22 protein-coding genes are annotated in these 20,880 nt (G+C 72.4%); 8 read left to right on the top strand and 14 right to left on the bottom strand.

Annotated features, from left to right (window positions below):
- Positions 1-169 precede the first annotated feature (169 nt).
- Entirely contained in the window at positions 170-670 is a 501-nt protein-coding gene (locus ACZ4VW_RS07010) for a hypothetical protein (protein ID WP_467959236.1), read from the top strand.
- Positions 671-760: 90 nt separating this feature from the next.
- Here ACZ4VW_RS07010 and ACZ4VW_RS07005 read toward each other — a convergent pair whose 3' ends face one another.
- Positions 761-2,191 carry a hypothetical protein gene (locus ACZ4VW_RS07005; protein ID WP_467959234.1) on the bottom strand — a complete coding sequence of 477 codons (1,431 nt, stop codon included), beginning with the start codon at positions 2,189-2,191 and terminating at the stop codon, positions 761-763.
- Between the two features lie 374 nt (positions 2,192-2,565).
- Between ACZ4VW_RS07005 and ACZ4VW_RS07000 the strand changes: the two genes are divergently transcribed.
- Positions 2,566-3,360 carry an MBL fold metallo-hydrolase gene (locus tag ACZ4VW_RS07000; RefSeq protein WP_467959604.1) on the top strand — a complete coding sequence of 265 codons (795 nt, stop codon included), beginning with the start codon at positions 2,566-2,568 and terminating at the stop codon, positions 3,358-3,360.
- On the opposite strand, the gene ACZ4VW_RS06995 is transcribed toward ACZ4VW_RS07000, so the two are convergent.
- Positions 3,302-4,060 carry a GntR family transcriptional regulator gene (locus ACZ4VW_RS06995; protein ID WP_467959232.1) on the bottom strand — a complete coding sequence of 253 codons (759 nt, stop codon included), beginning with the start codon at positions 4,058-4,060 and terminating at the stop codon, positions 3,302-3,304. The two genes, ACZ4VW_RS07000 and ACZ4VW_RS06995, sit on opposite strands and share 59 nt — an antisense overlap.
- A 191-nt stretch (positions 4,061-4,251) precedes the next feature.
- On the opposite strand from ACZ4VW_RS06995, the gene ACZ4VW_RS06990 reads away from it, so the two are divergent.
- Both ACZ4VW_RS06990 and ACZ4VW_RS06985 read left to right on the top strand, forming a co-directional pair.
- Positions 4,252-4,476, top strand: a complete 225-nt coding sequence (locus ACZ4VW_RS06990) for a hypothetical protein (RefSeq protein WP_467959230.1) — start codon at positions 4,252-4,254, stop codon at positions 4,474-4,476.
- Positions 4,477-4,507: 31 nt separating this feature from the next.
- Positions 4,508-4,756, top strand: coding sequence for a DUF2277 domain-containing protein (locus ACZ4VW_RS06985; RefSeq protein ID WP_467959228.1), 249 nt, complete (start codon positions 4,508-4,510; stop codon positions 4,754-4,756).
- Here the strand turns inward: ACZ4VW_RS06985 and ACZ4VW_RS06980 are convergent.
- From ACZ4VW_RS06980 to ACZ4VW_RS06965, 4 genes are all read right to left on the bottom strand, one after another.
- Positions 4,716-5,327 carry a DedA family protein gene (locus ACZ4VW_RS06980; protein ID WP_467959602.1) on the bottom strand — a complete coding sequence of 204 codons (612 nt, stop codon included), beginning with the start codon at positions 5,325-5,327 and terminating at the stop codon, positions 4,716-4,718. The two genes, ACZ4VW_RS06985 and ACZ4VW_RS06980, sit on opposite strands and share 41 nt — an antisense overlap.
- Positions 5,328-5,488: 161 nt before the next feature.
- The gene (locus ACZ4VW_RS06975) at positions 5,489-5,938 is read right to left on the bottom strand and encodes a DoxX family protein (RefSeq protein ID WP_467959600.1); all 450 of its coding nucleotides are present in this window, start codon (positions 5,936-5,938) and stop codon (positions 5,489-5,491) included.
- 270 nt (positions 5,939-6,208) lie between these two features.
- Positions 6,209-7,861, bottom strand: a complete 1,653-nt coding sequence (locus ACZ4VW_RS06970) for an alkaline phosphatase D family protein (protein WP_467959226.1) — start codon at positions 7,859-7,861, stop codon at positions 6,209-6,211.
- A gap of 60 nt (positions 7,862-7,921) precedes the next feature.
- Positions 7,922-8,593, bottom strand: a complete 672-nt coding sequence (locus ACZ4VW_RS06965) for an HNH endonuclease family protein (protein ID WP_467959224.1) — start codon at positions 8,591-8,593, stop codon at positions 7,922-7,924.
- A 187-nt stretch (positions 8,594-8,780) separates the two neighbouring features.
- Here ACZ4VW_RS06965 and ACZ4VW_RS06960 point away from each other — a divergent pair, with 187 nt between their 5' ends.
- A complete protein-coding gene (locus tag ACZ4VW_RS06960) occupies positions 8,781-9,554 on the top strand; it encodes an ABC transporter permease (protein ID WP_467959222.1) in 774 nt (257 codons plus the stop codon).
- A gap of 203 nt (positions 9,555-9,757) precedes the next feature.
- On the opposite strand, the gene ACZ4VW_RS06955 is transcribed toward ACZ4VW_RS06960, so the two are convergent.
- Positions 9,758-10,423 carry an HAD family hydrolase gene (locus tag ACZ4VW_RS06955; RefSeq protein WP_467959220.1) on the bottom strand — a complete coding sequence of 222 codons (666 nt, stop codon included), beginning with the start codon at positions 10,421-10,423 and terminating at the stop codon, positions 9,758-9,760.
- Positions 10,424-10,602: 179 nt separating this feature from the next.
- Positions 10,603-11,538 carry a peptidoglycan-binding domain-containing protein gene (locus tag ACZ4VW_RS06950; RefSeq protein ID WP_467959218.1) on the bottom strand — a complete coding sequence of 312 codons (936 nt, stop codon included), beginning with the start codon at positions 11,536-11,538 and terminating at the stop codon, positions 10,603-10,605.
- Between the two features lie 179 nt (positions 11,539-11,717).
- Here ACZ4VW_RS06950 and ACZ4VW_RS06945 point away from each other — a divergent pair, with 179 nt between their 5' ends.
- Entirely contained in the window at positions 11,718-13,772 is a 2,055-nt protein-coding gene (locus tag ACZ4VW_RS06945; RefSeq protein ID WP_467959216.1) for an MDR family MFS transporter, read from the top strand.
- 3 nt (positions 13,773-13,775) lie between these two features.
- Here the strand turns inward: ACZ4VW_RS06945 and ACZ4VW_RS06940 are convergent, their stop codons facing one another.
- Positions 13,776-14,252 (bottom strand): GNAT family N-acetyltransferase, encoded by a 477-nt coding sequence (locus ACZ4VW_RS06940; protein WP_467959214.1) that lies wholly within the window; start codon positions 14,250-14,252, stop codon positions 13,776-13,778.
- A 42-nt stretch (positions 14,253-14,294) separates the two neighbouring features.
- Positions 14,295-14,621, bottom strand: coding sequence for an antibiotic biosynthesis monooxygenase family protein (locus ACZ4VW_RS06935; protein WP_467959212.1), 327 nt, complete (start codon positions 14,619-14,621; stop codon positions 14,295-14,297).
- A gap of 12 nt (positions 14,622-14,633) precedes the next feature.
- Between ACZ4VW_RS06935 and ACZ4VW_RS06930 the strand changes: the two genes are divergently transcribed.
- The gene (locus ACZ4VW_RS06930; protein WP_467959210.1) at positions 14,634-15,764 is read left to right on the top strand and encodes a serpin family protein; all 1,131 of its coding nucleotides are present in this window, start codon (positions 14,634-14,636) and stop codon (positions 15,762-15,764) included.
- On the opposite strand, the gene ACZ4VW_RS06925 is transcribed toward ACZ4VW_RS06930, so the two are convergent.
- The 3 genes from ACZ4VW_RS06925 to ACZ4VW_RS06915 all read right to left on the bottom strand — a co-directional run bounded on the left by ACZ4VW_RS06925 (position 15,728) and on the right by ACZ4VW_RS06915 (position 18,827).
- Positions 15,728-16,396 carry an O-methyltransferase gene (locus ACZ4VW_RS06925; RefSeq protein ID WP_467959208.1) on the bottom strand — a complete coding sequence of 223 codons (669 nt, stop codon included), beginning with the start codon at positions 16,394-16,396 and terminating at the stop codon, positions 15,728-15,730. The two genes, ACZ4VW_RS06930 and ACZ4VW_RS06925, sit on opposite strands and share 37 nt — an antisense overlap.
- On the bottom strand, positions 16,393-17,442 hold the full coding sequence (locus tag ACZ4VW_RS06920) for a DUF2330 domain-containing protein (protein ID WP_467959206.1): 1,050 nt from the start codon (positions 17,440-17,442) through the stop codon (positions 16,393-16,395). The genes ACZ4VW_RS06925 and ACZ4VW_RS06920 overlap by 4 nt, the downstream gene beginning before the upstream one ends.
- Before the next feature lie 137 nt (positions 17,443-17,579).
- Complete coding sequence (locus ACZ4VW_RS06915) at positions 17,580-18,827, bottom strand: cytochrome P450 (protein ID WP_467959204.1); 1,248 nt, start codon at positions 18,825-18,827, stop codon at positions 17,580-17,582.
- 274 nt (positions 18,828-19,101) lie between these two features.
- On the opposite strand from ACZ4VW_RS06915, the gene ACZ4VW_RS06910 reads away from it, so the two are divergent.
- Complete coding sequence (locus ACZ4VW_RS06910; RefSeq protein ID WP_467959202.1) at positions 19,102-20,280, top strand: steroid 3-ketoacyl-CoA thiolase; 1,179 nt, start codon at positions 19,102-19,104, stop codon at positions 20,278-20,280.
- A gap of 81 nt (positions 20,281-20,361) precedes the next feature.
- Here ACZ4VW_RS06910 and ACZ4VW_RS06905 read toward each other — a convergent pair whose 3' ends face one another.
- Positions 20,362-20,787 (bottom strand): aggregation-promoting factor C-terminal-like domain-containing protein, encoded by a 426-nt coding sequence (locus ACZ4VW_RS06905; protein ID WP_467959200.1) that lies wholly within the window; start codon positions 20,785-20,787, stop codon positions 20,362-20,364.
- Positions 20,788-20,880 lie beyond the last annotated feature (93 nt).

The raw sequence follows: 20,880 nt of genomic DNA, 5'->3' as shown, positions 1-20,880 counted from the left end.
GACAGCGGCTGCTCCGCCGATCCAGCGGGCCGGCGACGACGACGGGGACGGCCGGTCGCGGAACTGCTGCCCGGCGGATGGTCGGCCCACGTGCGGAGCAGCCGTCGTCCGCGGGCCCGCGTCGGTGCGGCGTGCCGATACGCTCGGCCCGTGACGTCACATCAGGAACATGGCGCGTAGGTCCCCGCGCGAGCTGAGGGACGCCGTGCCCGCCGTGCCCGCCGTGTCCGGCGGGCGGAGCGATGGCGCGGTGAGCACGCTGCTCATCAGCGCGTGTCCCGGGCCGCCGGTGTGTGGTGCCGTGCACACGTACCTCTTCGTCGACGGCCTCGACGTGGTCGCGCGCAGTGACAGCAGGATGGCCGGCCTCGATCCGAGGTGGCTGCTCCGCCCGGGCGGGCCCCTCCACCCGACCGATGCGCCGCGCGTGGTGGAGGTGGCGCACCAGGAACAGCCCGAACCAGGGCCGGACACGCTCACCGTTCGGGTTCGGCTCCGGGGCGGGACCGTCGTCTGGTCCGACCTGATGTACCCGGGCCACGACGGAAGGCCCATCGAGGAGGTTCGCTTCCGTCTGGAGCAGTACCTGGGCGAGGTGGAACGCGCGTACCTGGCGCTGAAAGACCGGCCTGCGATCCCTCCGAACGACCCGGGGCCGTCCGAGACGTAGAGGCACCGTGGCAGACCGAGCGGCCCCCGCAGCGACTCGTTGCGGGGACCCTGCACGGCGGCGGTCCCCCGGTCCCCGCGCGGTCCTCGGTCAGCCCTGGGTCGGGAAGACGAAGAAGCCCTTCTCCGTGCTCATGTAGCCGAACCCCGACGGCTGCGTGAAGAGCGGGATGTTCTCCTCGGGCAGGCTCTTGGCCAGTACCTTCTTGGTGCGGCCGTCGACCGCCAGGTGGACGCTTCCGCCTGAGCCGTCGCCGTCCGTGGTGCCGTAGAGGACGCCGGTCGGGGAGAAGCGCAGGGGCTCGAGCTTCTTCTCGTCGTCCTTCTGCACCCAGACCTCCGTGCCGTCGGCGGGCTGCCAGACGGCGGTGCCCCGCTTCGTCCGGGCGGCGGCCAGGGTGCGGTCGGGGGTGAAGACGGAGGAGCCCTCGGTGTCGATCGTGTCGGCGGGTTCGTCCTCGTACGAGTACGTCGACGAGCCGCCGACCTGCTTGCCGCTCGCGAGGTCGTACGTCGCCGTCACCCAGGTGTCGGGAGAGAGCGCGCCCGCCCCCCAGGCGGTGAGGACACGGCCGTCGCGTACGTCGAGGACCCGCAGCGCACCGCTGGTGCGCTTGCCGTCCTCGTCGAGCTCCACGCCCGCCGGCGGGGTGACGTCCGCGGTGCTCCATGCCTTCTTGCCGGTGGTGAGGTCCGTCATGACGAGCTGTTCGGGGTCCGACTCGTACGTGGACGCGTTCTCCACGTGGAAGGCGTACGTGCCCGTGATCAAGGGGGCGTGGGCCTGACCGCCGTCGATCTCGTCGGTGCGCGGGTCGAAGCCGCAGGACGCCAGCTGTCCGGTGCAGGTGACCTTGTGTGCCGCGCCGCCGTCGATGGGTGTGAGCTTCAGGCCGGCGTCCCCGTCCTGCTCGATGATGTGGCCCTCGTGGACGTGGAAGGCGTCGCCGTCGGCCGTGGCCCTGCCCAGCTCCGCGCCGTCACTGCCGTAGACGGTGACGGTGGTGGTGGACTTCTCCGCGCTCAGGCCGTCCGACTCCGTCGTGGCGCCGGCGAACACCGCGACCGCCCGGACGCCGTTGTGCCAGGTCGTGGCAGCCACGCGGTCCGTCGTCACCTTGAGGGTCCTGCGCACCTGGCCCGTCTTCACGTCCCGGAACTCCAGGGTGGCCGGCTCGGGTTCGTCGGTGGAGTGGAGGACGCCGACGGAGCCGTCGATCGGCTCCCACTTCCACCCGTGGCCGAGGGCGTACGCGCCCTGGGCGTCCTTGACGAACAGGAAGGTGTCACCGAGATCGATGGCGTCGGAGGGCGCCAGACTCCACGCGGGCTCGGCGGCGAGACCGGGTACGGCCGGCCCGGTGTATGCGGGTCCCTCGGACTTCGCGCGGTCCCGGGCCTGGGCCGCCGAGGGGCCGTCCTTCGGCTGGGCGGCGGAGTTGTCGCCTTCGGACGAGCCGCAGCCTGCGACCAGCCCGAGCGACAGGACGAGGCCGGTGGCCATCACTGTGTACTTGTTCATGTCCCCGTTGGTTCTGCTGCACGAGATCTTGAAATGCTCACGGCAGCATAGGGGGCCGGTCGAACCGGTGATCACGACCCCGGTGATCTTCACGACCGTCACACAAGGCCCCGACGCGCCTCCGTGACGTTCCCCTGGGCGCTGGAGATCCAGACGGCGAGGAGCGGGAGTTGACCCCGAACGCGCGCGGGCGGTCTACTCCTGGGCATGGACAGGTGGGGGGCGCTCCGGTGACCGGAGCCAAGGGCGTGGGCAGAACTCCGCACGGGGCCGGCGGCCGGCGGATCGAGCGGTCGGACGCCCTCGGCGTCCGGACCGTGCCGCAGGGGCGCGGCGTAGCGGAGTCCCGGTCCGATGGGGCCGACGAGGGGGGCTTGCGGGTCGCCGTGCTCGGATCCGCCACGCCGTATCCCCGGCCCGGGAACCCCTGTTCCGGGTATCTCGTCGAGGGTGGCGGCGTCCGGGTCTGGGTGGACGCAGGGAGCGGGGCGCTCGGTGAGCTGCAGCGGTACGCCGGGCTCGGCGAGGTCGACGCGGTGTGGATCTCGCATCTCCACGCGGACCACAGCGCCGATCTGCTCACCGCCTACTACGGCCTTCTCTACGCCGACGTCCGGCGCGCCGCGCCCCTGCCCCTCTACGGGCCGCCCGGGACCGCCGACCGGCTCGCCGGGTTCCTGACCAACGGGCCGGAGCGAAGTCCCGTCGAAGCCGCCTTCGCCTTCGCGGAGTTGTACGACGGGCACGAGGTGCGGATCGGCGGGTTGGGTCTGCGCAGTCGGGCCGTCGAGCACGGGGGAATGCCCGCCTTCGGGCTGCGGATCGAGGACGCGGAAGGGCGCCGGATCGCGTACTCCGGCGACTGCGAGCCCTGCCCGTCGCTCACCGAACTCGCCCGGGACTGCGATCTGTTCGTCTGCGAGGCCGACGGGGCGGGTCCCGGTCACCACTCCGCCGAGCAGGCGGGGCGTACCGCCGCCGAGGCCGGTGTCGGCCGGCTGGTCGTGACGCACGTGGGGCCCGGGACCGAACCGGCCGCCGCGGTGGAGCGCGCGGCGGGGACGTTCGGGGGCGAGGTCGCGTACGCCGCGCCCGGGCGCCTCTTCGCCGTCACGCGTCGAAGTCGTACTCCAGGACGTACGACGACGAGTCCAGCGTCATCTCGTTGAGCTCCACCGCGACCCCCTTCTTGGTGAAGGCCGTACGGCCGATCAGGATCACCGGAGTCCCGAACTCCAGGGCGAGCCGGGCCGACTCCTCCGACGTGGGCATCCGGCAGCGGATCTCCTCGCGGAAGTGGACCGGCTGGTGGCCGAGCTCGGTCAGCCGGGCGTAGGTGCCGCCGGGGCCCGTGTCCGGCTCAGCGATCGGTGTGCCCTGGGCGAGGGAGGCCGGGAGGTACGAGACCGAGAGCAGGACCGGCTTGTCGTCCAGGACGAAACGGCGGCTGCGGACGCAGACCGGGGAGTCCGGCGGCAGCCCCAGAGCTCCGGCGACCCGTGCGCTCGCCGCCGCCTCGCCGACCTCGATCTGGTCCACGACCAGCGCCCGGTCGTCAATGTCCGCCGACCAGACCGAGCGGCCGGTGCCCCAGTGGTCCTGCGCGAGCCGGGGGATGCCCCGGCGGCGGAGCGGGCGGAAGGAGCGGACGAAGACCCCGGCACCCCGGCGGGCCTCGGCCAGGCCCTCGTTGCGCAGCACCGACAGGGCCTGGCGGGCCGTCATCCGGGCCACGTCGTACGTGGTCATCAGATCGTTCTCGCCGGGGAGCCGGTCGCCGGGGGCGAAGACGCCTGACTGGATGGCGGTTCTCAACTCGTCGGCGATGCGCTGGTACTTGGGCCGACGACCGCTGTCCTGGTCAGTCATGGGTGCACCACTCCCTTCGTCTGCGGGACACCCTACGGCGCGCCCGGAGGAGGAGAGGCACACGTGTGCGCCGACCCGTGCGGTCGATCCATCCATCGGGGGACATCTCTAGAGATACGTTGACAGGGGGGAGGCGCCGGGTTTCTCTGGGTGTATCTCTAGAGATCTGGGATTCCGGACGGAGGGGATTCGTGCAGCCTTTGCCCGAGGTCGGCGACCTCGTACGCGACACCGCCACCGGACTGGTCGGCTTCTACGTGGACAGCGTGGCCGGCCGGTTTCTGATCCGGCCCGTCAACGGCGGCCGCGAGTGGGAGGCCGAGCCCGGGAACGTACAGCTCGCCACGCCCATGAGGGAGCTGCGGGCGCGCGCCGCGGAGATCAACGCACGGAGCAGGCGCGGCCTCGGAGGCTGACGTTGTCGGTGGCGCGCGCCACACTGGAGACATGTGCCGCAGCATCAAGACCCTCCGACCGCCCGTCTTGCCCGAAGAGGCCACCGAGGACGACATCCGCGCCGCCGCCCTGCAGTACGTACGCAAGGTCTCCGGCTTCCACCACCCCGCCGCGCACAACCGCGAGGTGTTCGAGGAGGCCGTGGACGAGATCGCCGCGGCGACCGCGCGGCTCCTCGACGGCCTGGAGGTGCGCGGGCTCAGGAAGCCGGCGCGGGAGCCGCAGCCGGACGCCGTATGACATAGGCGGCCAGCGCCCCCGCGAGGAACAGCGCGAGGATCGACACCCCCGCGCCGATCCAGGTCGCGCCCAGCCACAGCCCGCCGAACCAGCCGAGCGCCACGCTGTAACCCGCCCAGGCCACGCCCGCGAGCGCCGACCACGGCAGGAACTCCACGATCCGGCGCCGGGCCGCGCCCGCGCCCAGCGACACCACCGAGCGGCCCGCGGGGGCGAACCGCGCGATCACCACGAGCAGCCCTCCGCCCCGCGCCAGCGCCGCGCCGAGACGTTCCTGCGCGACGGTCAGCCGGCGTGACCGGGCGATCGCCCGGTCCAGCCGGGGCCCGCCGCGCCAGGCCAGCCGGTACGCGACGAAGTCGCCGAGGACCGAGGCCGTGGCCGCGCAGAGGAGGAGGGGAAGGACGGACGGGACGTCCGGCGAGGCCGCCGTGGCGGTCGCCGCCGCCGTCGCCGCCGTGATCACCAGGACCCCGCTCGGCAGCACCGGCAGGAAGACGTCGAGAAGCACCGACGTGGCCACCGCCGCGTAGATCCACGGGCCCGCGGTCAACGACCTCAGTGACCCCATGCTGTCGAGCACGTTCACAGCGCCAGAGCCTACGCGGGGGGCGGGCTCGAAAACGGGGCAGGGGCCGGAAACCGCCCTGTGCGGTCTTCCGGCCCCTGCCCGGCGGCGCCTCGTGGCACCCTGTGGCGCTCCGCCGCGTGCTGTCGCGGGGAGCGCGGGCGTCACGCGGCGACCGGCGCGCCCTGCTTCTCGCCCTGCTCGGCGCCGGAGCCGCGGGCCCCGAAGAGCCGGTCGAGCGCGAACGCGCCCGGGCCGGTGAAGACGATCAGCAGGAACGCCCAGCAGAACAGCGCCGCGGACTCGCCGCTGTTCTGGAGCGGGAACAGGGCCTCGGGCTGGTGGACCTTGAAGTACGCGTACGCCATCGATCCGGAGGCGAGGAACGCGGCGGTACGAGTGCCCAGGCCGGCCAGCACCAGTCCACCCGCGACGAGCTGGATCACGGCCGCGTACCAGCCCGGCCACGCGCCGGTGGGCACGGTGCCACCGCCCATCGCACCGCCGAGGACGCCGAAGAGCGAGGCGGCGCCGTGGCAGGCGAAGAGCAGACCTATGACGACGCGGAACAGGCCGAGCGCGTACGGCTGGGCCTGGTCGAGGCGGTTCACCAGGTTGTTCATGGGGGCGGGACTCCTTCGGTCGTGTCCGCCTCCGGGGAGGCGGAACGTGGGGGACGGAACCGATGAGGCCGTCAGGTTAGGCACCCCTCAGTAATACTTGCAAGTTCAACATTCGACTGGACGGCGATCTGTGGCGAGCGTCACGTCACGCGCGCAGACGTCAACAACCGTGGTGGGCGCGGCGGTTGGCGAGCAGGCGGGATGTCCGTCGGTGTCCACGGGCCGTCGCCGCAGAGCCGTCGGCGGGCCGCTCGACCGGGATCACCCCTCGCTGAGGGTCCGCTCGTCGACCGTCACCAGTCGGCCGCCCCGGCGGGCCTGCACCAGCGTCAGACGGGCCGACCGGCCCCGCAGGCTGAGGGTCATCAACTGATTGCCGAACCAGGGCCCGCCCGTCCTGCGCCAGCTGACCGGGGCGCGGTCGGCGCGGGCGTGGCGCGCGAGGGCCCGGCCAAGGAGCCGGCCCGTCCGGCTCCAGCCGAAGCGGAAGCCGAGGCGCACCGCGCGCGGGATCGCGTTGTGGAGCGGGGAGCAGGTCAACTGGGTCACCCGCGCCTGCGGTTCCCCCGCCGGCCACCGCGGCTCCGCCACGTACGCGTGGTGGACGTCCCCCGACAGGACGCACACCGTCGCCGGCGCCCCCGGGCCGCTGCCCGCCTCCGCCAGCAGGCCCGTCAGTGCCTCGAACGACGACGGGAACGCCGCCCAGTGCTCCAGGTCGGCGCGCTGCCGCAGACCCTCCGCGAACCGTGCCCACCGCCCGCCCGGTCCGCCGCGCTCACCCCGGCACAGCGCCGCGTTCCAGGTCTCCGCGTCATGGATCAGCGGCGGCAGCAGCCAGGGCAGCGAGGTGCCCACGAGGAGATGGTCGTACGAGCCGCGGCCCGTCAGCGCCTGTTCCCGTACCCAGGCCGCCTCCGCCGGGTCCAGCATCGCCCGGCCGTCCTCCCGCAGCACGCGCGCCGCCCGGGTGTCGATCATCAGCAGACGGGTCCGGCCGAAGTCCCTCCGGTAGCTCCAGCGCACCCGCGCCGGATCGGCGTCCGCCGCCGCGACGAACCGCCGCAGCGCCTCGGTGCCGTCGGGCACGGCGCACACCTCGGCGTACAAGGCGTCGGCGGCCAGCTCGGCCGGAGAGAGGTTGCCGAGGTGCTGGTACACCCAGTACGACATCAGCCCGCTGAGCACCCGCTCATTCCACCAGGGCGTGGCGCGCATCCGCCGCAGCCAGGCCGCGCTCGTGTTCCAGTCGTCGATGACGTCGTGATCGTCGAAGATCATGCAGCTCGGGACGGTGGAGAGGAGCCAGCGGACTTCGGGGTCCCCCCAGGACTCGTCGTAGAGCCGGGTGTACTCCTCGTAGTCCCCGACCTCCGCGCCGGGAGGGTCGCGTGGATCCCGGCGGGCGGCGAGCCATCGGCGGGTGTCGGCCGAGGTCTCGTCGGCGTACACCTGATCGCCCAACAGCAGGAGCGCGTCGGGGCGTTCGGCTTCCGCGTCACCCGCCAGGCGCGTCGCGAGCGTGTCGAGGGCGTCGGGGCCGACCGGGTCGTGGCCCCGCGCGGGCTTGGCCGCCCAGCGGCACGAGCCGAACGCCACGACGATCCCGTCGCCGGGCGCCGGGACGCGCAGGGTGCCGGGCGGGAAACGGGAGTCGGGCAGCGGCCAGACCGGGCGGCCGTCGAGCCGTATCTCGTACTCCGTCGTCGTGCCGGGCGTCAGGCCCGTCACCGGGATCAGGGCGTAGTGGTGGCCGGCGATCTGGAAGGTACGGGTCGTGCCGCCCGCGCCGGACGCGCACCGGGCCTCAGCCGTGCACGGGCGGTCCGCCTCGATCCAGATCGTCGCGGAGTCGCCCTTCACCCCGTCGACGTACCGCAGCAGTGGTCCGAGTCTGAGTCCGGCCGCCATCATGATCCCCCTCCGTCGCTCCGCCGTACGGTACGGAACGACGGAGGGGCACCGGAAGCGTTCTCAGCAGCCGTTCAGGACCGACTGCAGGGCGCTCTTCTCGGCCGAGTCCACGCTGAGGCCCCAGTAGTACTTCGTGTGGACCCACGCGCGGGCGTACGTGCAGCGGTACGCGGTGCGCGGCGGCAGCCACTCCGCCGGGTCGAGGTCGCTCTTGGCCTGGTTGACGTTGTCCGTCACCGCGATGAGCTGCGGGCGGGTCAGGTCGTTGGCGAACTGCTGGCGCTTGGCCGTCGTCCAGGAGTTGGCGCCGGAGCGCCACGCCTCGGCGAGGGCCACGACGTGGTCGATGTCGAGGTCGGAGGCGACCGTCCAGGTGGCGCCGTCGTACTCGGAGTACCAGCTGCCGCTGACGGCGGCGCAGCTGGAGTCCTGGACGACGTTCACGCCGTCGCGCTTGAGGACGACCTCACGGGTGTTGCAGGCGCCGGACTGGGTGATCCAGTGCGGGAAGAGGTCGCGGCTGTAGCCGGTGGAGGAACCTTCCGCCTTCACCGTGAGCGAGGCGAGGTACGTACGGGCGGTGGCCGCGCTGACCGGGGTCGGCATGGCTGCCTGCGCGGTGGGCGCGGTGGCGAGGAGGCCCGTGACCGAGAGGGCGGCGGTGGCGGCGAGTACGGTCGCGCGACGGGCTATTCGACGCGCGTAGACGTTGGCGGCGTTGGCGGCGGGCATACGAACTCCCTTGTTGTGGGGGGACCTTGACCGTGGCGTCCCCGGGCGGGTGCCCGGCGGCCCGGTCATCGTGGCGGCGCGAGGTTTCGCTGAGGGGTGCGCCAGGTAACAGAGTGGCGACATGGGCACGTCACATCAAGGGGTATGACGGAACGACAGTTCCGTTTTCCGGCCCTAGGGTTGGCGTGTGCTTCTGGAAGTGAACGTCACCTTTGCGGTGGTTCTCGCCGTTCTGCTGGCCACGGCCGCGGGCGTCGTCGCGCTCGCCCGGCTCGGACGTGCCCGCGACACACTGGTCGCCGGTGGCCGCGCGGCGGTCCAGCTGATCGCGGTGTCGCTCGTGATCGGCTGGGTGATGCGGCACCTGCCGCTGCTGCTGACGTTCCTGCTGCTGATGTACGCGGTGGCCGTGTGGACGGCCGGGCGGCGGGTGGTGCCCTCCCCGGGGCGCGGCTGGTGGTGGGCCGGCGTACCGATCGCGGCGGGCGTGGTGCCGGTCGTCGGGACGCTCGTGCTCACCGGGCTCGTACCCGTGCGGGGCGTGGCGCTCATCCCGGTGACCGGCATCCTCATCGGCGGCGCGCTGACCGCCACCGTGCTGGCCGGACGGCGCGCGCTCGACGAGCTGGAGACCCGGCGGGGCGAGGTGGAGGCGGGGCTCGCCCTCGGCCTGGCCGAGCGGGAGGCGCGTCTGGAGGTGGCGCGACGAGCGGCGTCGGACGCGCTGCTCCCCGGCCTCGACCAGACGCGGACGGTCGGACTCGTCACGCTGCCGGGCGCGTTCGTGGGGATGCTGCTGGGCGGGGCGTCACCGTGGGAGGCGGGAGCGGTGCAGCTGTTCGTGCTGGTGGCGCTGCTCGTGGTCCAGGCGGTGGCGGTGGCGGCGGTCCTGGAGCTGGTGGCGAGGGGCGCGCTGTCGCGGGAGCCCGCGGCGGGCGGTCGGCCGGGGGCGGGCGGCTGAGCGAGGGCGGGCGGCCGAGCGGGGGTGGGTGGGCGACCGGGGGTTGGTGGCTGCGCGGGGGCGGGCGGTCGGCCGGGGGCGGGCGGCTGAGCGAGGGCGGGCGGCCGACCGGGGGTGGGTGGCTGCGCGGGGGCGGTTCCGTCGGGTGGTGCTCCGGCTGCCGCCGGTGGGTGGTGGCGAGGGGGTCCGGCCGGCCGGGGGCGTCAGGCCGGGAAGGTGAGACGTATGCCGTCCGGGCAGGGCTCGACCTTCAGCGCCGTGAGGTCCATGACGTGGACGTCCGGGGCGAAGGCCGTCGCCCTCGGGCCCACGCCGATCACGCGCATGCCCGCCGCGCGCCCCGCCTGGATGCCGGCCTCGGAGTCCTCGAAGACCACGCAGTCGGCCGGGTCGAAGCCCAGTTCCGCCGCGCCCTTGAGGAAGCCTTCGGGGTCCGGCTTGCTCGCGCCGACCCGTTCCGCCGTGACCCGGGTCTCTGGCATCCGCAGCCCCGCCGCGCCCATCCGGGCCTGGGCGAGGGCCTCGTCGGCCGAGGTCACCAGGGCGTGCGGAAGACCCTCGACGGCGGCCATGAAGGCCGGGGCGCCGGGGACGGGCACGACGCCGTCGAGGTCGGCGGTCTCCTCCGCCAGCAGCACCCGGTTGTCCGCGTGGTTCTGCTCCATGGGCCGGTCCGGGAGGAGGACGGCCATCGTCGCGTACCCCTGGCGGCCGTGCACCACCGTGAGCACCTGCTCGGGGTCCAGTCCGTGCCGGACGGCCCAGCGGTGCCAACAGCGCTCGACGACGGCGTCCGAGTTGACGAGGGTGCCGTCCATGTCCAGAAGGAGGGCGCGGGTCGTGAGCGTTGCCGGGGTGATGGCGGGCATCGACGGTCTCCAGAGGGGTGGGAGGAGAACAGAGCGGTCCCGCCCGCCGGTCAGGGAGTGCGGGCGGGGCCACTTTGTTCCTCCACGATACAAAACGGGGGGCCGTCTCCGCCAGTCCGTCCCGTATCCCGGACTCCGGCGGACCCGGGGCGTGTGCCGACAGTCCCGTCCGACAGGTCCTAGTCGGGGGTCTGCGCCTCCAGGGCCCGCCGGGTCTCCGGCCCGTACACGCCCTCCTCGTCCTCCCGGATGTACTGCCACGACTGGAACCTCTCGACCGCCCGGCGCACCTGCCGGGTGTACGCGCCGTCGATCGGGCCGTCGTAGGCCCGCACGTGGATGAGGCGCCGCTGCAGCTCCTCGACCTCGGCCCCGGAGTCCCCGTAGCGGAGGGTGGGATCTGGACCGTCCGGACCGGTCGACGGGGCGGGGGAGGAGGTGGTCCGGGTGGCCGAGGGGGACGGCGGTGCGGCGGGCGCGGTGGTGGCCCGCGCGGTCCGGACGGCGGAGGGCGAGGGGGAGGCCGAGGCGGAGGGCGAGGCCGACGCGGAGGCGGACGCGGAGGCCGAGGTGGACGGCGTCGCGGACGGCTCCTCGGAGACGGCGACGTTCTCCGATGCGCTCGTGCTGACCGTGGGTACGGCCGCCCGGTCGTCCGTCCCTCCGTCGTCGTCGCCCAGCAGCCCCGTCGCGACGGTCGCGGTGCCGATGACGGCCACCGCGACCGCCGCCGCGAGCGCCACGAGCGCGCCGCGCCGGCGCGTGGCAGGGCGCGGCTCGGGCTCGTCGTACCCGCTGTACCCGCTGTATCCGTCGAAACCGTCGTACGCGTCGTCAGGGTCGTCGTCGTCGGCGGAGTCCGGCCGCTGCGGCCCGGCTCCGACGCCGTGCGCGACCTCGGGCAGCAACAGCGGCATCGTCTCGGCGGCATCCCCGGCCGGCTGCGCCGGGCCGCGCGCGGGCACGGCCGGCGGTACGGGTGGAGCCTCCGGCGCCTCGTACGTACCCGGCTCCGGCGCGTCCAGCGTCACGTACGGCCGTATGCGCAACGGATCGAAGTCCTCCGCCGCGGCGACCTCCGCCTGGACGCAGGCGCAGCCCGGTCTTCTCTCCACACCGCATGCAGGACAGACCTGTCCGACCATCGTGGGTCCCCTCCCCATTCCAACTGCGAGCGATTATGCAGGCCACCCCCGTCGGTCAGGTGAACCACGGCCCCCTCGGCAGGACGTAAACGGACATAACGATCAGGATGGAGAGGTACTGCCCCCGAGGACACGCCCCGGAGATGCCCATGGCCCAGGAAGTACGCACGCCGGACGTCGGCGGCGACCCCGCGCCGGGAGAGGGGCAGAGCCACCGAAGCGTCATCGTCGCGATCGGTGCGCTGCTGCTCGGCATGCTGCTCGCCGCACTCGACCAGACCATCGTCTCCACCGCCCTGCCGACCATCGTCAGCGAGCTCGGCGGCATGGAGCACCTCTCCTGGGTCGTCACCGCCTACATGCTCGCCTCCACGGCGGGAACCCCGCTGTGGGGCAAGCTCGGCGACCAGTTCGGCCGCAAGAAGCTCTTCCAGGCCGCCATCGTCATCTTCCTCGTCGGCTCGGCCCTCTGCGGCATCGCGCAGAACATGCCGCAGCTCATCGCCTTCCGCGCCCTCCAGGGCCTCGGCGGCGGCGGTCTCATGGTCCTGTCGATGGCCATCGTCGGCGACCTCGTCTCACCCCGGGAGCGCGGGAAGTACCAAGGGCTGTTCGGCGCCGTCTTCGGGGCCACCAGCGTCCTCGGGCCGCTGCTCGGCGGACTGTTCACCGAGCACCTCTCCTGGCGCTGGGTCTTCTACATCAACCTGCCCATCGGCGTCGTCGCCCTCTTCGTCATCGCCGCCGTGCTCCACATCCCGGTCCGCTCCACCCGGCACACCATCGACTACCTCGGCACCTTCCTCATCGCCTCGGTCGCCACCTGCCTCGTCCTCGTGGCCTCCCTCGGCGGCACCACCTGGGACTGGAGCTCCCCGCAGATCATCGGGCTCGCCGTCCTCGGCGCCGTGCTCCTGGTGTGGTTCGTGTACGTCGAGAAGCGCGCGGCCGAGCCCGTCCTGCCGCTGAAGCTCTTCCGGATCCGGACCTTCACCCTCGTCTCGGTCATCAGCTTCGTCGTGGGCTTCGCGATGTTCGGCGCGATGACCTATCTGCCGACCTTCCTCCAGGTCGTCCAGGGCGTCACCCCGACCATGTCCGGCGTCCACATGCTGCCCATGGTCCTCGGCATGCTCATCACCTCGACCGCCTCCGGCCAGATCGTCTCCCGCACCGGCCGCTGGAAGGTCTTCCCGATCGCCGGCACCGCCATCACCGGCATCGGACTGCTGCTGCTCAACGAACTGAAGGAGACCAGCTCCACCTGGGAGATGAGCTTCTACTTCTTCGTGTTCGGCGCGGGACTCGGCCTGGTCATGCAGGTCCTCGTCCTCGTCGTGCAGAACGCCGTCTCGTACCAGGACCTCGGCGTCGCCACCTCCGGCGCGACCTTCTTCCGGTCCATCGGAGCCTCCTTCGGCGTAGCCGTCTTCGGCACCGTCTTCACCAACCGGCTCACCACCAAGCTCGACGACGCGCTCGCCGGCCAGGCCCTGCCGCCGGGGACCGGACCCGACCAGATCGCGGCCGACCCGCGCGCCATCTCCGCGCTCCCGGCCGAACTGAGGCCGTCGGTCCTGCACGCCTACGCCACCTCCATCACCGACGTCTTCCTCTACGCGGCGCCCGTGGTCCTCGTCGCCTTCGTCGTCGCCTGGTTCCTCAAGGAGGACAAGCTGCGCGGCTCGGTCACCGCCCCCGACACCAGCCAGACCCTGGCCTCGAACCCGGTGGAGCGGTCCTCGTACGACGAGTGCGCCCGCGCGCTGTCCGTGCTCGGATCACGCGAGGGACGCAAGGCGGTCTACGAGAAGATCACGGCGAAGGCCGGGCTCGATCTGCTGCCGGCCGCGAGCTGGCTGCTGCTGCGGATCCGCCGCCACGGGACCGTGGAACCGGCCCGGCTCGCCGAGACCACGCCCGTACCCCTGCGGGCCATCACCGAGGCGTCCCGCCAGGTCGAGGAGCGCCGCCTCGCGCGCCGCGAGGGGCTGCAGCTGATGCTGACCGACGCGGGACTCGACGTGGCGGTCAGGCTGGCGAAGGCGCGCGAGGAGTCGCTCGCCGAGCTGCTGGGGGACTGGTGGGGGCCGGACCGGCCCACGGACCTCGTGCAACTGGTGGAGGAACTGACCGCCGAACTGAGCGGCTCGGACGCGGAGCGGCCCCACCTGCCCGAGCCGCCCCGCGACCACCACGCGTGACCTCTACAGCTCCTTGCCGTACCAGATGTCCATGTACGGACCCTCGCAGTACGCGGGTATCTCGGCGTACCCGTGGCGCGTGTAGAGCGTGCGCGCCTCGATCAGGTCCAGGCGCGTGTTGAGGACCATCCGGCGCGCCCCGAGCGCGCGGGCCGCCGCCTCCAACCGCCCCATCAGGGTCCCGGCCCCGCCCGTGCCCCGGAACGCGTGCCGCAGGAACACCCGCGTCAGCTCGGCCCGTTCCTCGTCGAGGAGCAGCACACCGCCGCAGGCGGCCGGCTTCCCCTCGTACCGGCCCACCAGGAACTGGCCGGTCGGCGGGGTCAGCAGCTCCACCCCGTCGTTCGTCAGACCCTCGTCGATCTCCGCCGCTGTCGCGGGCCGCCGCCAGTAGCGGCTCGCGACGTCGTCGTAGTAGTCGCGGCGCAGGGCGGTGGCGTCCGGGGTGTCGACGGGCTCGGGGCGAAAGGTCCAGGTCATGCGCGTCAGTGTGCCGGGCATGACCCGTACCCGTCGCACCGATTATCGGGGGGACGCCTGCTGGACGACCTCGAACGACCAGAGCGTCGAGCCGGTCGCCGCCGGCTTCGGACGGTCCTCGGCGGAGCCACCGGAACCACCCCCGTGGGCGGCCTTCATGGAACCGCTCATCCAGTTCTGGAAGTCCTCCTCGCTGCGCCAGCGGGTGTACACCAGGTACTGGTCCGTACCCTCCAGCGGACGCAGCAGTTCGAACCACTCGAAGCCGTCGGAGCCCTCCACGGCCCCGGCACGGGACGCGAACCGCTGCTCGAGGACCTCACGCTGTTCGTCCGGAACGGTCAGGACGTTGATCTTCACGATGCTCATGAGGGGCAGGATATGGGTGGTACGGAACTGATCACGCGCGCGGAGGCCGTGCGCGCCCTCGGCGAGCTCTGGCTGCTGCTCCTCGCCGAAGAGGCGGGCGAGGACGACTTCGTCTGCTCGCCCGCCGGACTGTGGCTGGCGCTCGGCGCCGTCGCGGCCGGGGCGCGCGGGGAGACCGCCGAGGAGCTGCGGGCCCTGCTGGGGGTCGCGGGAGAGGAGGCGGCCGAGGCGGTGACGGCCGTGGAGCGCGAGCTGGCGAGGACCGGCGCGCTGGAGGTGGCGACCGGGGTGTGGAGCCGCGTCCCGCTGCTCCCGGCGTACGTGAAGGCCCTGCCGGACATCGGACGCGGGGTGCTCGACCGCGACGCGCAGGCCCGGCTCGACGCATGGGTACGGGAGTCCAGCGGCGGCCGGATCGAGCGGCTGCCGCTCACGCTGGACGGCTCCGAGGCGCTCGTCCTCGTCAACGCGCTGGCCCTCAAGGCGTCCTGGCGCACGGCCTTCAAGGCGGCCCTGACCCGGGACGAGCCCTTCACGGACGGGCTTGGCGTCACCGTCCCCGTACCGACGATGCGTCAGCTCGTGCCCGCCCGCTGGGCGTGGACGGTCGACGGGGTGATCGTCGTGGAGCTGCCGTGCGCGGGGGAGCGGGGGCCGCTGGTCCGGTTCGCCCTCGGCCCCGAGGGCGCGGGAGCCGCCGACACGCTGCCGGCCGCCTGGGCGCCGGCCGGGCGACGGCAGCCGCTCGCCGCCGAGGCCGTCGACCTCTCGCTGCCCCGCTTCTCGCTACGGACGCGGACCGATGTGCACGCGCGCCTCGGGGCCCTGGGAGCCGGCCTCGCGGCCCGGCCGGAGGCCGACTTCACGGGGCTCGCGGCCGAGCGGCCGCTGTGGATCTCCGCCGCCGTCCAGGAGGCCGTCGTCCAGGTCGCCGAGGAGGGCGTGGAGGCCGCCGCGGTCACCGTCGTCGCGATGACCCGCGGCGCCGCGGGGCACCGCCACGAGAGGATCGAACGGGTCGCCTTCGACCGGCCCTTCGGGGTGGTGGTGCTCGACGGCTCCGGCGAGGTGCCGCTCTTCGCCGGCCGGCAGTCGAGCGCGCCCCGTTACGCCACCACGCGGGCGAGCAGCAGCCCGTCGTAACCCTTCAGGCCGACCGTCTGGAACGCCGTCGCGTCCAACCGGGGCTCGCGCGAGACAAGTTCGAACATCGCGCGGGTGCCGGCGATCGCCGGGTCGTCGGCGTCCTCCTGGGTGATCCTGCCGCCGCGCACCACGTTGTCGACGATGACGACCGTGCCGGGGCGGGACAGCTTCAGGGCCCATTCCACGTAGTGCGGGTTGTTCGCCTTGTCGGCGTCGACGAAGACGAAGTCGAAGGGTCCCGCGCCCTCCGACTCCAGTTCCGGCAGGGTGTCCAGGGCCGCGCCGGTCCGGACCTCGACGATCGTGTCGAGTCCGGCCCGGGCGATGTTGGCGCGGGCCACGTCCGCGTGGGCCGGGTTGTACTCCAGGGTGATCAACCGGCCGTCGGCCGGCAGCGCCCTGGCCATCCAGATGGTGCTGTAGCCGCCGAGCGTGCCGATCTCCAGGACCGTGCGGGCGCCCTGCATCGCGACGAGCAGGTGCAGGAGCTTGCCCTGGTTGGGGGCGACGGCGATCTCGGGGAGCCCGGCGGCCGTGGAGTCGGCGAGGGCGGCGGCGAGCGCGTCGTCGGCCGGGGTGAGCAGATCGGTGACGTAGCGGTCGACGGTGATCCACTGGTCGTTGGTCATGCGGCCGAACGTACCTCAGGCCGCCGTTGCCGGAGGCGTACCGCCACGGTCGTCCCGGCCGCCACCAGCACGCCCAGCACGGTGAGGAGCCAGACCGGGATGCCGCCGGCGACCGTGAGCAGCCGGTCGTGGTAGATGACTTCCCGGTACGGGGTGTCGGCGACGGTCCTCAGTTCGTGGTCGCCGTCGATCAGCGAGGGCTCGGGGAACTCCTGTTCCAGAGCGGTCAGATGGACCGGTCCTCCACCGGTGAGCGCGGCCACCGCGCCCTCCGGCTCGATCCTGCCGGCGAAGGTCACCTCGGGTGCCTTCCCGCCGATGTCGTCGCGCGGCTCCATGCGGTGGTCGGCGAGGATGTACAGGCCCAGGGACTGAGGCGTCTTCGCGAGGCGGGAGAGCCGCATGGGATAGATCAGCCGCTCGCTGGCGAAGCTGATCCGCAGCGGGTCGAGCTCGCCCTGGAGCGCCGCCCCGTCCGCGCCGGGCGCGAGGCGCACCGCCACGTACTCCCACTTCTGCTCGACGTACGGCCGGAGTTCGGCCGTGAGTCTGTCGGAGAGCTCGAAGCCGTTCTCCTTCAGCCAGTCGCTGAGCGCCTTCGGGTCGGTGGCGGTGAGCCGTGCCACGTCGAAGGGGCCGAGCCGTTCCCGGCCGACGACGCCGACCGAGCCCGGGTGCTGAGGTGCGGCGCCCGCGCCGTCCGAGGCGCCCCCGGCGAAGGGCCAGTCCTTCGAGCGCGGCCAGAAGTAGTGCCGCTTCCTGTGCTCGGGCCGGGTGAGCCGGTCGAGCGCGTCGAAGAGCTCCGGGTCGCCCAGCGCGACGTCGGCCCGGCCGGGTACGGGCATGATCCAGGCGGCCCGCTCGGCGTTGCCGCGCACGGTGAAGCGCATGACGATCTGTTCCGTACGGCCGTCCCAGCGCACGGCCGAGGTCTCCCGGTCGACGCCGATGCGCTGGTTCCGGTCCGGGATCATGGCTCCGCAGCCGCACGCGTACGCCGGTGCGACGAGTGAGCCGAGCTGGAGCGCGAACAGCGCGACGAGCATGGCCAGAAATCTATGTGTCCCCCGCATGCCCCCTCAGACGCGGAGCACCAAGATCCGGTTCCGGTGGTGGCGAGCGGCGGGAGGGGCGGGAGGCGGGAGTCCCAGGCGTAGGGGGTGAGCTCCCGCCGCCCGGTCCGTCAGGAGCCGACCCGGACCCGCAACTCCTTGATCCCGTTGAGCCAGGCCGCGCGCAGGCGGCGCGGCTCGCCCACGAGGGTCAGATCGGGCAGCTCGTCCGCGAGCGCGTGGAAGATCAGCTCGATCTCGTGGATGGCGAGCGACTTGCCGAGGCAGAAGTGCGGGCCTCCGCCGCCGAAGCCGAGGTGGGGGTTCGGGTCGCGTGTGATGTCGAAGACCTCGGGGTTCCCGAAGACCTCGGGGTCGTTGTTGGCGGAGGAGTAGAAGAGCCCGATCCGGTCGCCCTTGCGGATCTTCTGGCCGCCGATCTCGGTGTCCTGCGTCGCCGTCCGCTGGAAGGAGACCACCGGGGTGGCCCAGCGCACGATCTCCTCCGCGGCGGTCGCGGGCCGTTCCCGCTTGAAGCGGTCCCACTGCTCGGGGTGGGTGAGGAAGGCGTGCATGCCGTGGCTGATGGCGTTGCGGGTGGTCTCGTTCCCGGCCACCGCGAGCAGCAGCACGAAGAAGCCGAACTCGTCGGAGGAGAGGTTGCCCTGGCCCTCCGCGGCGACGAGCTGGGTCACGATGTCCTGGGCGGGGCACTTCTTGCGCTCGGCCGCCAGGTTCATCGAGTAGCCGATGAGCTCCATGGCGGCCTCGGCGCCGATCTCCTCGGTGATGGCGTACTCCGGATCGTCGTACGCGATCATCTTGTTCGACCAGTCGAAGATCCGGGTGCGGTCCTCCTGCGGTACGCCGATGAGCTCGGCGATCGCCTGGAGCGGCAGCTCGACGGCGACCTGGGTGACGAAGTCGAAGGAGCCGTCGGCGGCGGCGTTCCGCTTCGCCTCCTCGACGATCGCGCGGGCGCGCTCGCGCAGGGCCGTCTGCAGGGCCCGGATGGCGCGGGGGGTGAAGCCGCGCTGGACGATCTGGCGGACCCGGGTGTGCTCGGGCGGGTCCATGTTGATCATGATCAGCTTCTGGACCTCGATCTGGTCCCGGGTGATGTGCTCGTTGAAGCGGATGATGGCCGTGTTCTCCGTGGAGGAGAAGAGCTCGGGGTGTGTGGAGACGTACTTGACGTCCGCGTGCCGGGTGACCGCCCAGTAGCCCTCGTCGTCGAAGCCGGTGATGCCGCGCGGCTGCGCGCACCACCAGACGGGTGCCGCCTGCCGCAGCCGGGCGAACTCCGGCAGGGGGATGCGGCTCTGGAGCAGATCGGGGTCGGTGGCGTCGAACCCTTCGGGGAGGTGAGGGCAGGGCATCGGCAACACACTCCATGTCTGAGGCACTTGTCCGCCGCATGTCTGACGGTCCATCAGAAGATGTCCGCAAGGTAGTAACGGGTTCTACAAGTCGCAAGGGATGCGACGGGACCTGTTGCCGGTGATCGGTGCACGCGGGTGCGTGCACAACCCTTGCGTACCCGGGGTAGCAGTCATAAGACTTCGGTCAGAACTAGAACGCGTACTAGTTCCCCGTACCGCCCCCGTCGCGGAGTGCCGGGACACCCCGCCGGGGCGAGGAGAGGACGAGCTCATGGCCGCGGAACCCGTCATCGTCGAAGCAGTACGCACCCCCATCGGCAAGCGCGGGGGCGCGCTCGCCAATCTGCACCCCGCCTACCTCCTGGGCGAGACGTATCGCGAACTCCTCGGGCGCACCGGCATCCACGCCGACTGCGTCGAGCAGATCGTCGGCGGCACCGTCACCCACGCCGGCGAGCAGTCCATGAACCCCGCGCGCACCGCCTGGCTCACCATGGGCCTTCCCTACGAGACGGCCGCCACCACCGTCGACTGCCAGTGCGGCTCCTCGCAGCAGGCGAGCCACATGGTCGCCAACATGATCGCCTCGGGAGTCATCGACATCGGCATCAGCTGCGGAGTGGAGGCCATGTCGCGCGTCCCCCTGGGCTCCGGCTCCAAGCACGGGCCCGGCAAACCCTGGCCGGACGAGTGGAACGTCGACCTGCCCAACCAGTTCGAGGCCGCCGAGCGCATCGCCCGGCGCCGCGGCCTCACCCGCGAACGGGTCGACGCGCTCGGCCTGCTCTCCCAGGAGCGGGCCGCACACGCCTGGGCCGAGGAGCGCTTCAAGCGCGAGACCTTCGCCGTCCAGGTGCCGACCACCGAGGAGGAGCAGGCGGCGGGACAGGGCATGTGGCGGCTCGTGGACCGCGACGAGGGGCTGCGCGACACCAGTACGGAGGCGCTCGCCCGGCTCAAGCCGGTCATGCCGACCGCCGTGCACACCGCCGGCAACTCCTCCCAGATCTCCGACGGCGCCTGCGCGCTCATGTGGGCCTCCAAGCGGATGGCCCGCGCGCTCAAGCTCAGGCCCCGCGCCCGGATCGTCGCCCAGGCCCTCGTCGGCTCCGATCCGCACTTCCACCTCGACGGACCGATCGACGCCACCCGAGCCGTCCTGGGCAAGGCCGGCATGTCGCTCAGGGACATCGACCTGGTGGAGATCAACGAGGCCTTCGCGTCGGTGGTCCTGAGCTGGGCCCAGGAGTTCGACCGGGACCTGGACGGGCTCGAGAAGGTCAACGTCAACGGCGGGGCCATCGCGCTCGGCCATCCGGTGGGGGCCACCGGCGCGCGCCTGATCGCCACCGCCCTGCACGAACTGGAACGCACGGACAAGGAGTTCGCGCTGATCACGATGTGCGCCGGTGGGGCGCTGGCCACCGGGACCATCATCCAGCGGTTGTAGGCGCGCACGGAAACGCCGCAGGCCCCGCCCCTCCGAAGGGAGGGCGGGGCCTTGCGGGTGCGGGGCTGCCGGCGGTGACTCTTAGTACCAGCCGTTGGCCTGCCAGAACGCCCAGGCGGCGTTCGGGCTGCCGTAGCGCTCGTTCATGTAGTCGAGGCCCCACTTGATCTGGGTGGCCGGGTTGGTCTTCCAGTCGGAACCGGCCGAGGCCATCTTGGAGGCCGGCAGGGCCTGGACCAGGCCGTAGGCGCCGCTGGACGAGTTCGTGGCGGAGGGGTTCCAGCCGGACTCGTGGGCGACGATCTTGCTGAACGACTGGTACTGCGAAGCCGGGACGATCTGCTTGGCGATCTCCTGCGGAGTCGCGGCCGAGGCCGTGGACGTCGTGCCGAGCACCGCACCCGAGGCGCCCAGCAGCACGGCTGCGGAGGCGGCGAAGGTCTTCTTGCGGGACGAGACACGAGTGGAGAGCGAGCGGAACACGAAGCGACCTAACGTCGGGGACATGGGGTGCGCCGGACGATTTCGGCAAGCCGGAACCAGAGCCCGGGGAATCCGGATCCTGGGGGGAATCGGCCTGTCCGAGGCGCTGCGCTGAGC

It is taken from the genome of Streptomyces sp. NPDC029139 (assembly GCF_055564335.1).
This window is presented reverse-complemented; position numbering and strand designations above follow the sequence as displayed.

Coding starts and splice junctions, on each gene's coding strand:
- ACZ4VW_RS07005 (WP_467959234.1), bottom strand. CDS start 2,191: ATGAACAAGTACACAGTGATGGCCACCGGCCTCGTCCTGTCGCTCGGG.
- ACZ4VW_RS06965 (WP_467959224.1), bottom strand. CDS start 8,593: ATGCCCGCCGCCAACGCCGCCAACGTCTACGCGCGTCGAATAGCCCGT.
- ACZ4VW_RS06920 (WP_467959206.1), bottom strand. CDS start 17,442: ATGCTCGTCGCGCTGTTCGCGCTCCAGCTCGGCTCACTCGTCGCACCG.
- ACZ4VW_RS06915 (WP_467959204.1), bottom strand. CDS start 18,827: ATGCCCTGCCCTCACCTCCCCGAAGGGTTCGACGCCACCGACCCCGAT.
- ACZ4VW_RS06905 (WP_467959200.1), bottom strand. CDS start 20,787: ATGTCCCCGACGTTAGGTCGCTTCGTGTTCCGCTCGCTCTCCACTCGT.
- ACZ4VW_RS06980 (WP_467959602.1), bottom strand. CDS start 5,327: ATGGGGTCACTGAGGTCGTTGACCGCGGGCCCGTGGATCTACGCGGCG.
- ACZ4VW_RS06970 (WP_467959226.1), bottom strand. CDS start 7,861: ATGATGGCGGCCGGACTCAGACTCGGACCACTGCTGCGGTACGTCGAC.
- ACZ4VW_RS06935 (WP_467959212.1), bottom strand. CDS start 14,621: ATGAGCATCGTGAAGATCAACGTCCTGACCGTTCCGGACGAACAGCGT.
- ACZ4VW_RS06945 (WP_467959216.1), top strand. CDS start 11,718: ATGGCCCAGGAAGTACGCACGCCGGACGTCGGCGGCGACCCCGCGCCG.
- ACZ4VW_RS07010 (WP_467959236.1), top strand. CDS start 170: ATGGCGCGTAGGTCCCCGCGCGAGCTGAGGGACGCCGTGCCCGCCGTG.
- ACZ4VW_RS06985 (WP_467959228.1), top strand. CDS start 4,508: ATGTGCCGCAGCATCAAGACCCTCCGACCGCCCGTCTTGCCCGAAGAG.
- ACZ4VW_RS06930 (WP_467959210.1), top strand. CDS start 14,634: ATGGGTGGTACGGAACTGATCACGCGCGCGGAGGCCGTGCGCGCCCTC.
- ACZ4VW_RS06910 (WP_467959202.1), top strand. CDS start 19,102: ATGGCCGCGGAACCCGTCATCGTCGAAGCAGTACGCACCCCCATCGGC.
- ACZ4VW_RS06995 (WP_467959232.1), bottom strand. CDS start 4,060: ATGACTGACCAGGACAGCGGTCGTCGGCCCAAGTACCAGCGCATCGCC.
- ACZ4VW_RS06955 (WP_467959220.1), bottom strand. CDS start 10,423: ATGCCCGCCATCACCCCGGCAACGCTCACGACCCGCGCCCTCCTTCTG.
- ACZ4VW_RS06940 (WP_467959214.1), bottom strand. CDS start 14,252: ATGACCTGGACCTTTCGCCCCGAGCCCGTCGACACCCCGGACGCCACC.
- ACZ4VW_RS06925 (WP_467959208.1), bottom strand. CDS start 16,396: ATGACCAACGACCAGTGGATCACCGTCGACCGCTACGTCACCGATCTG.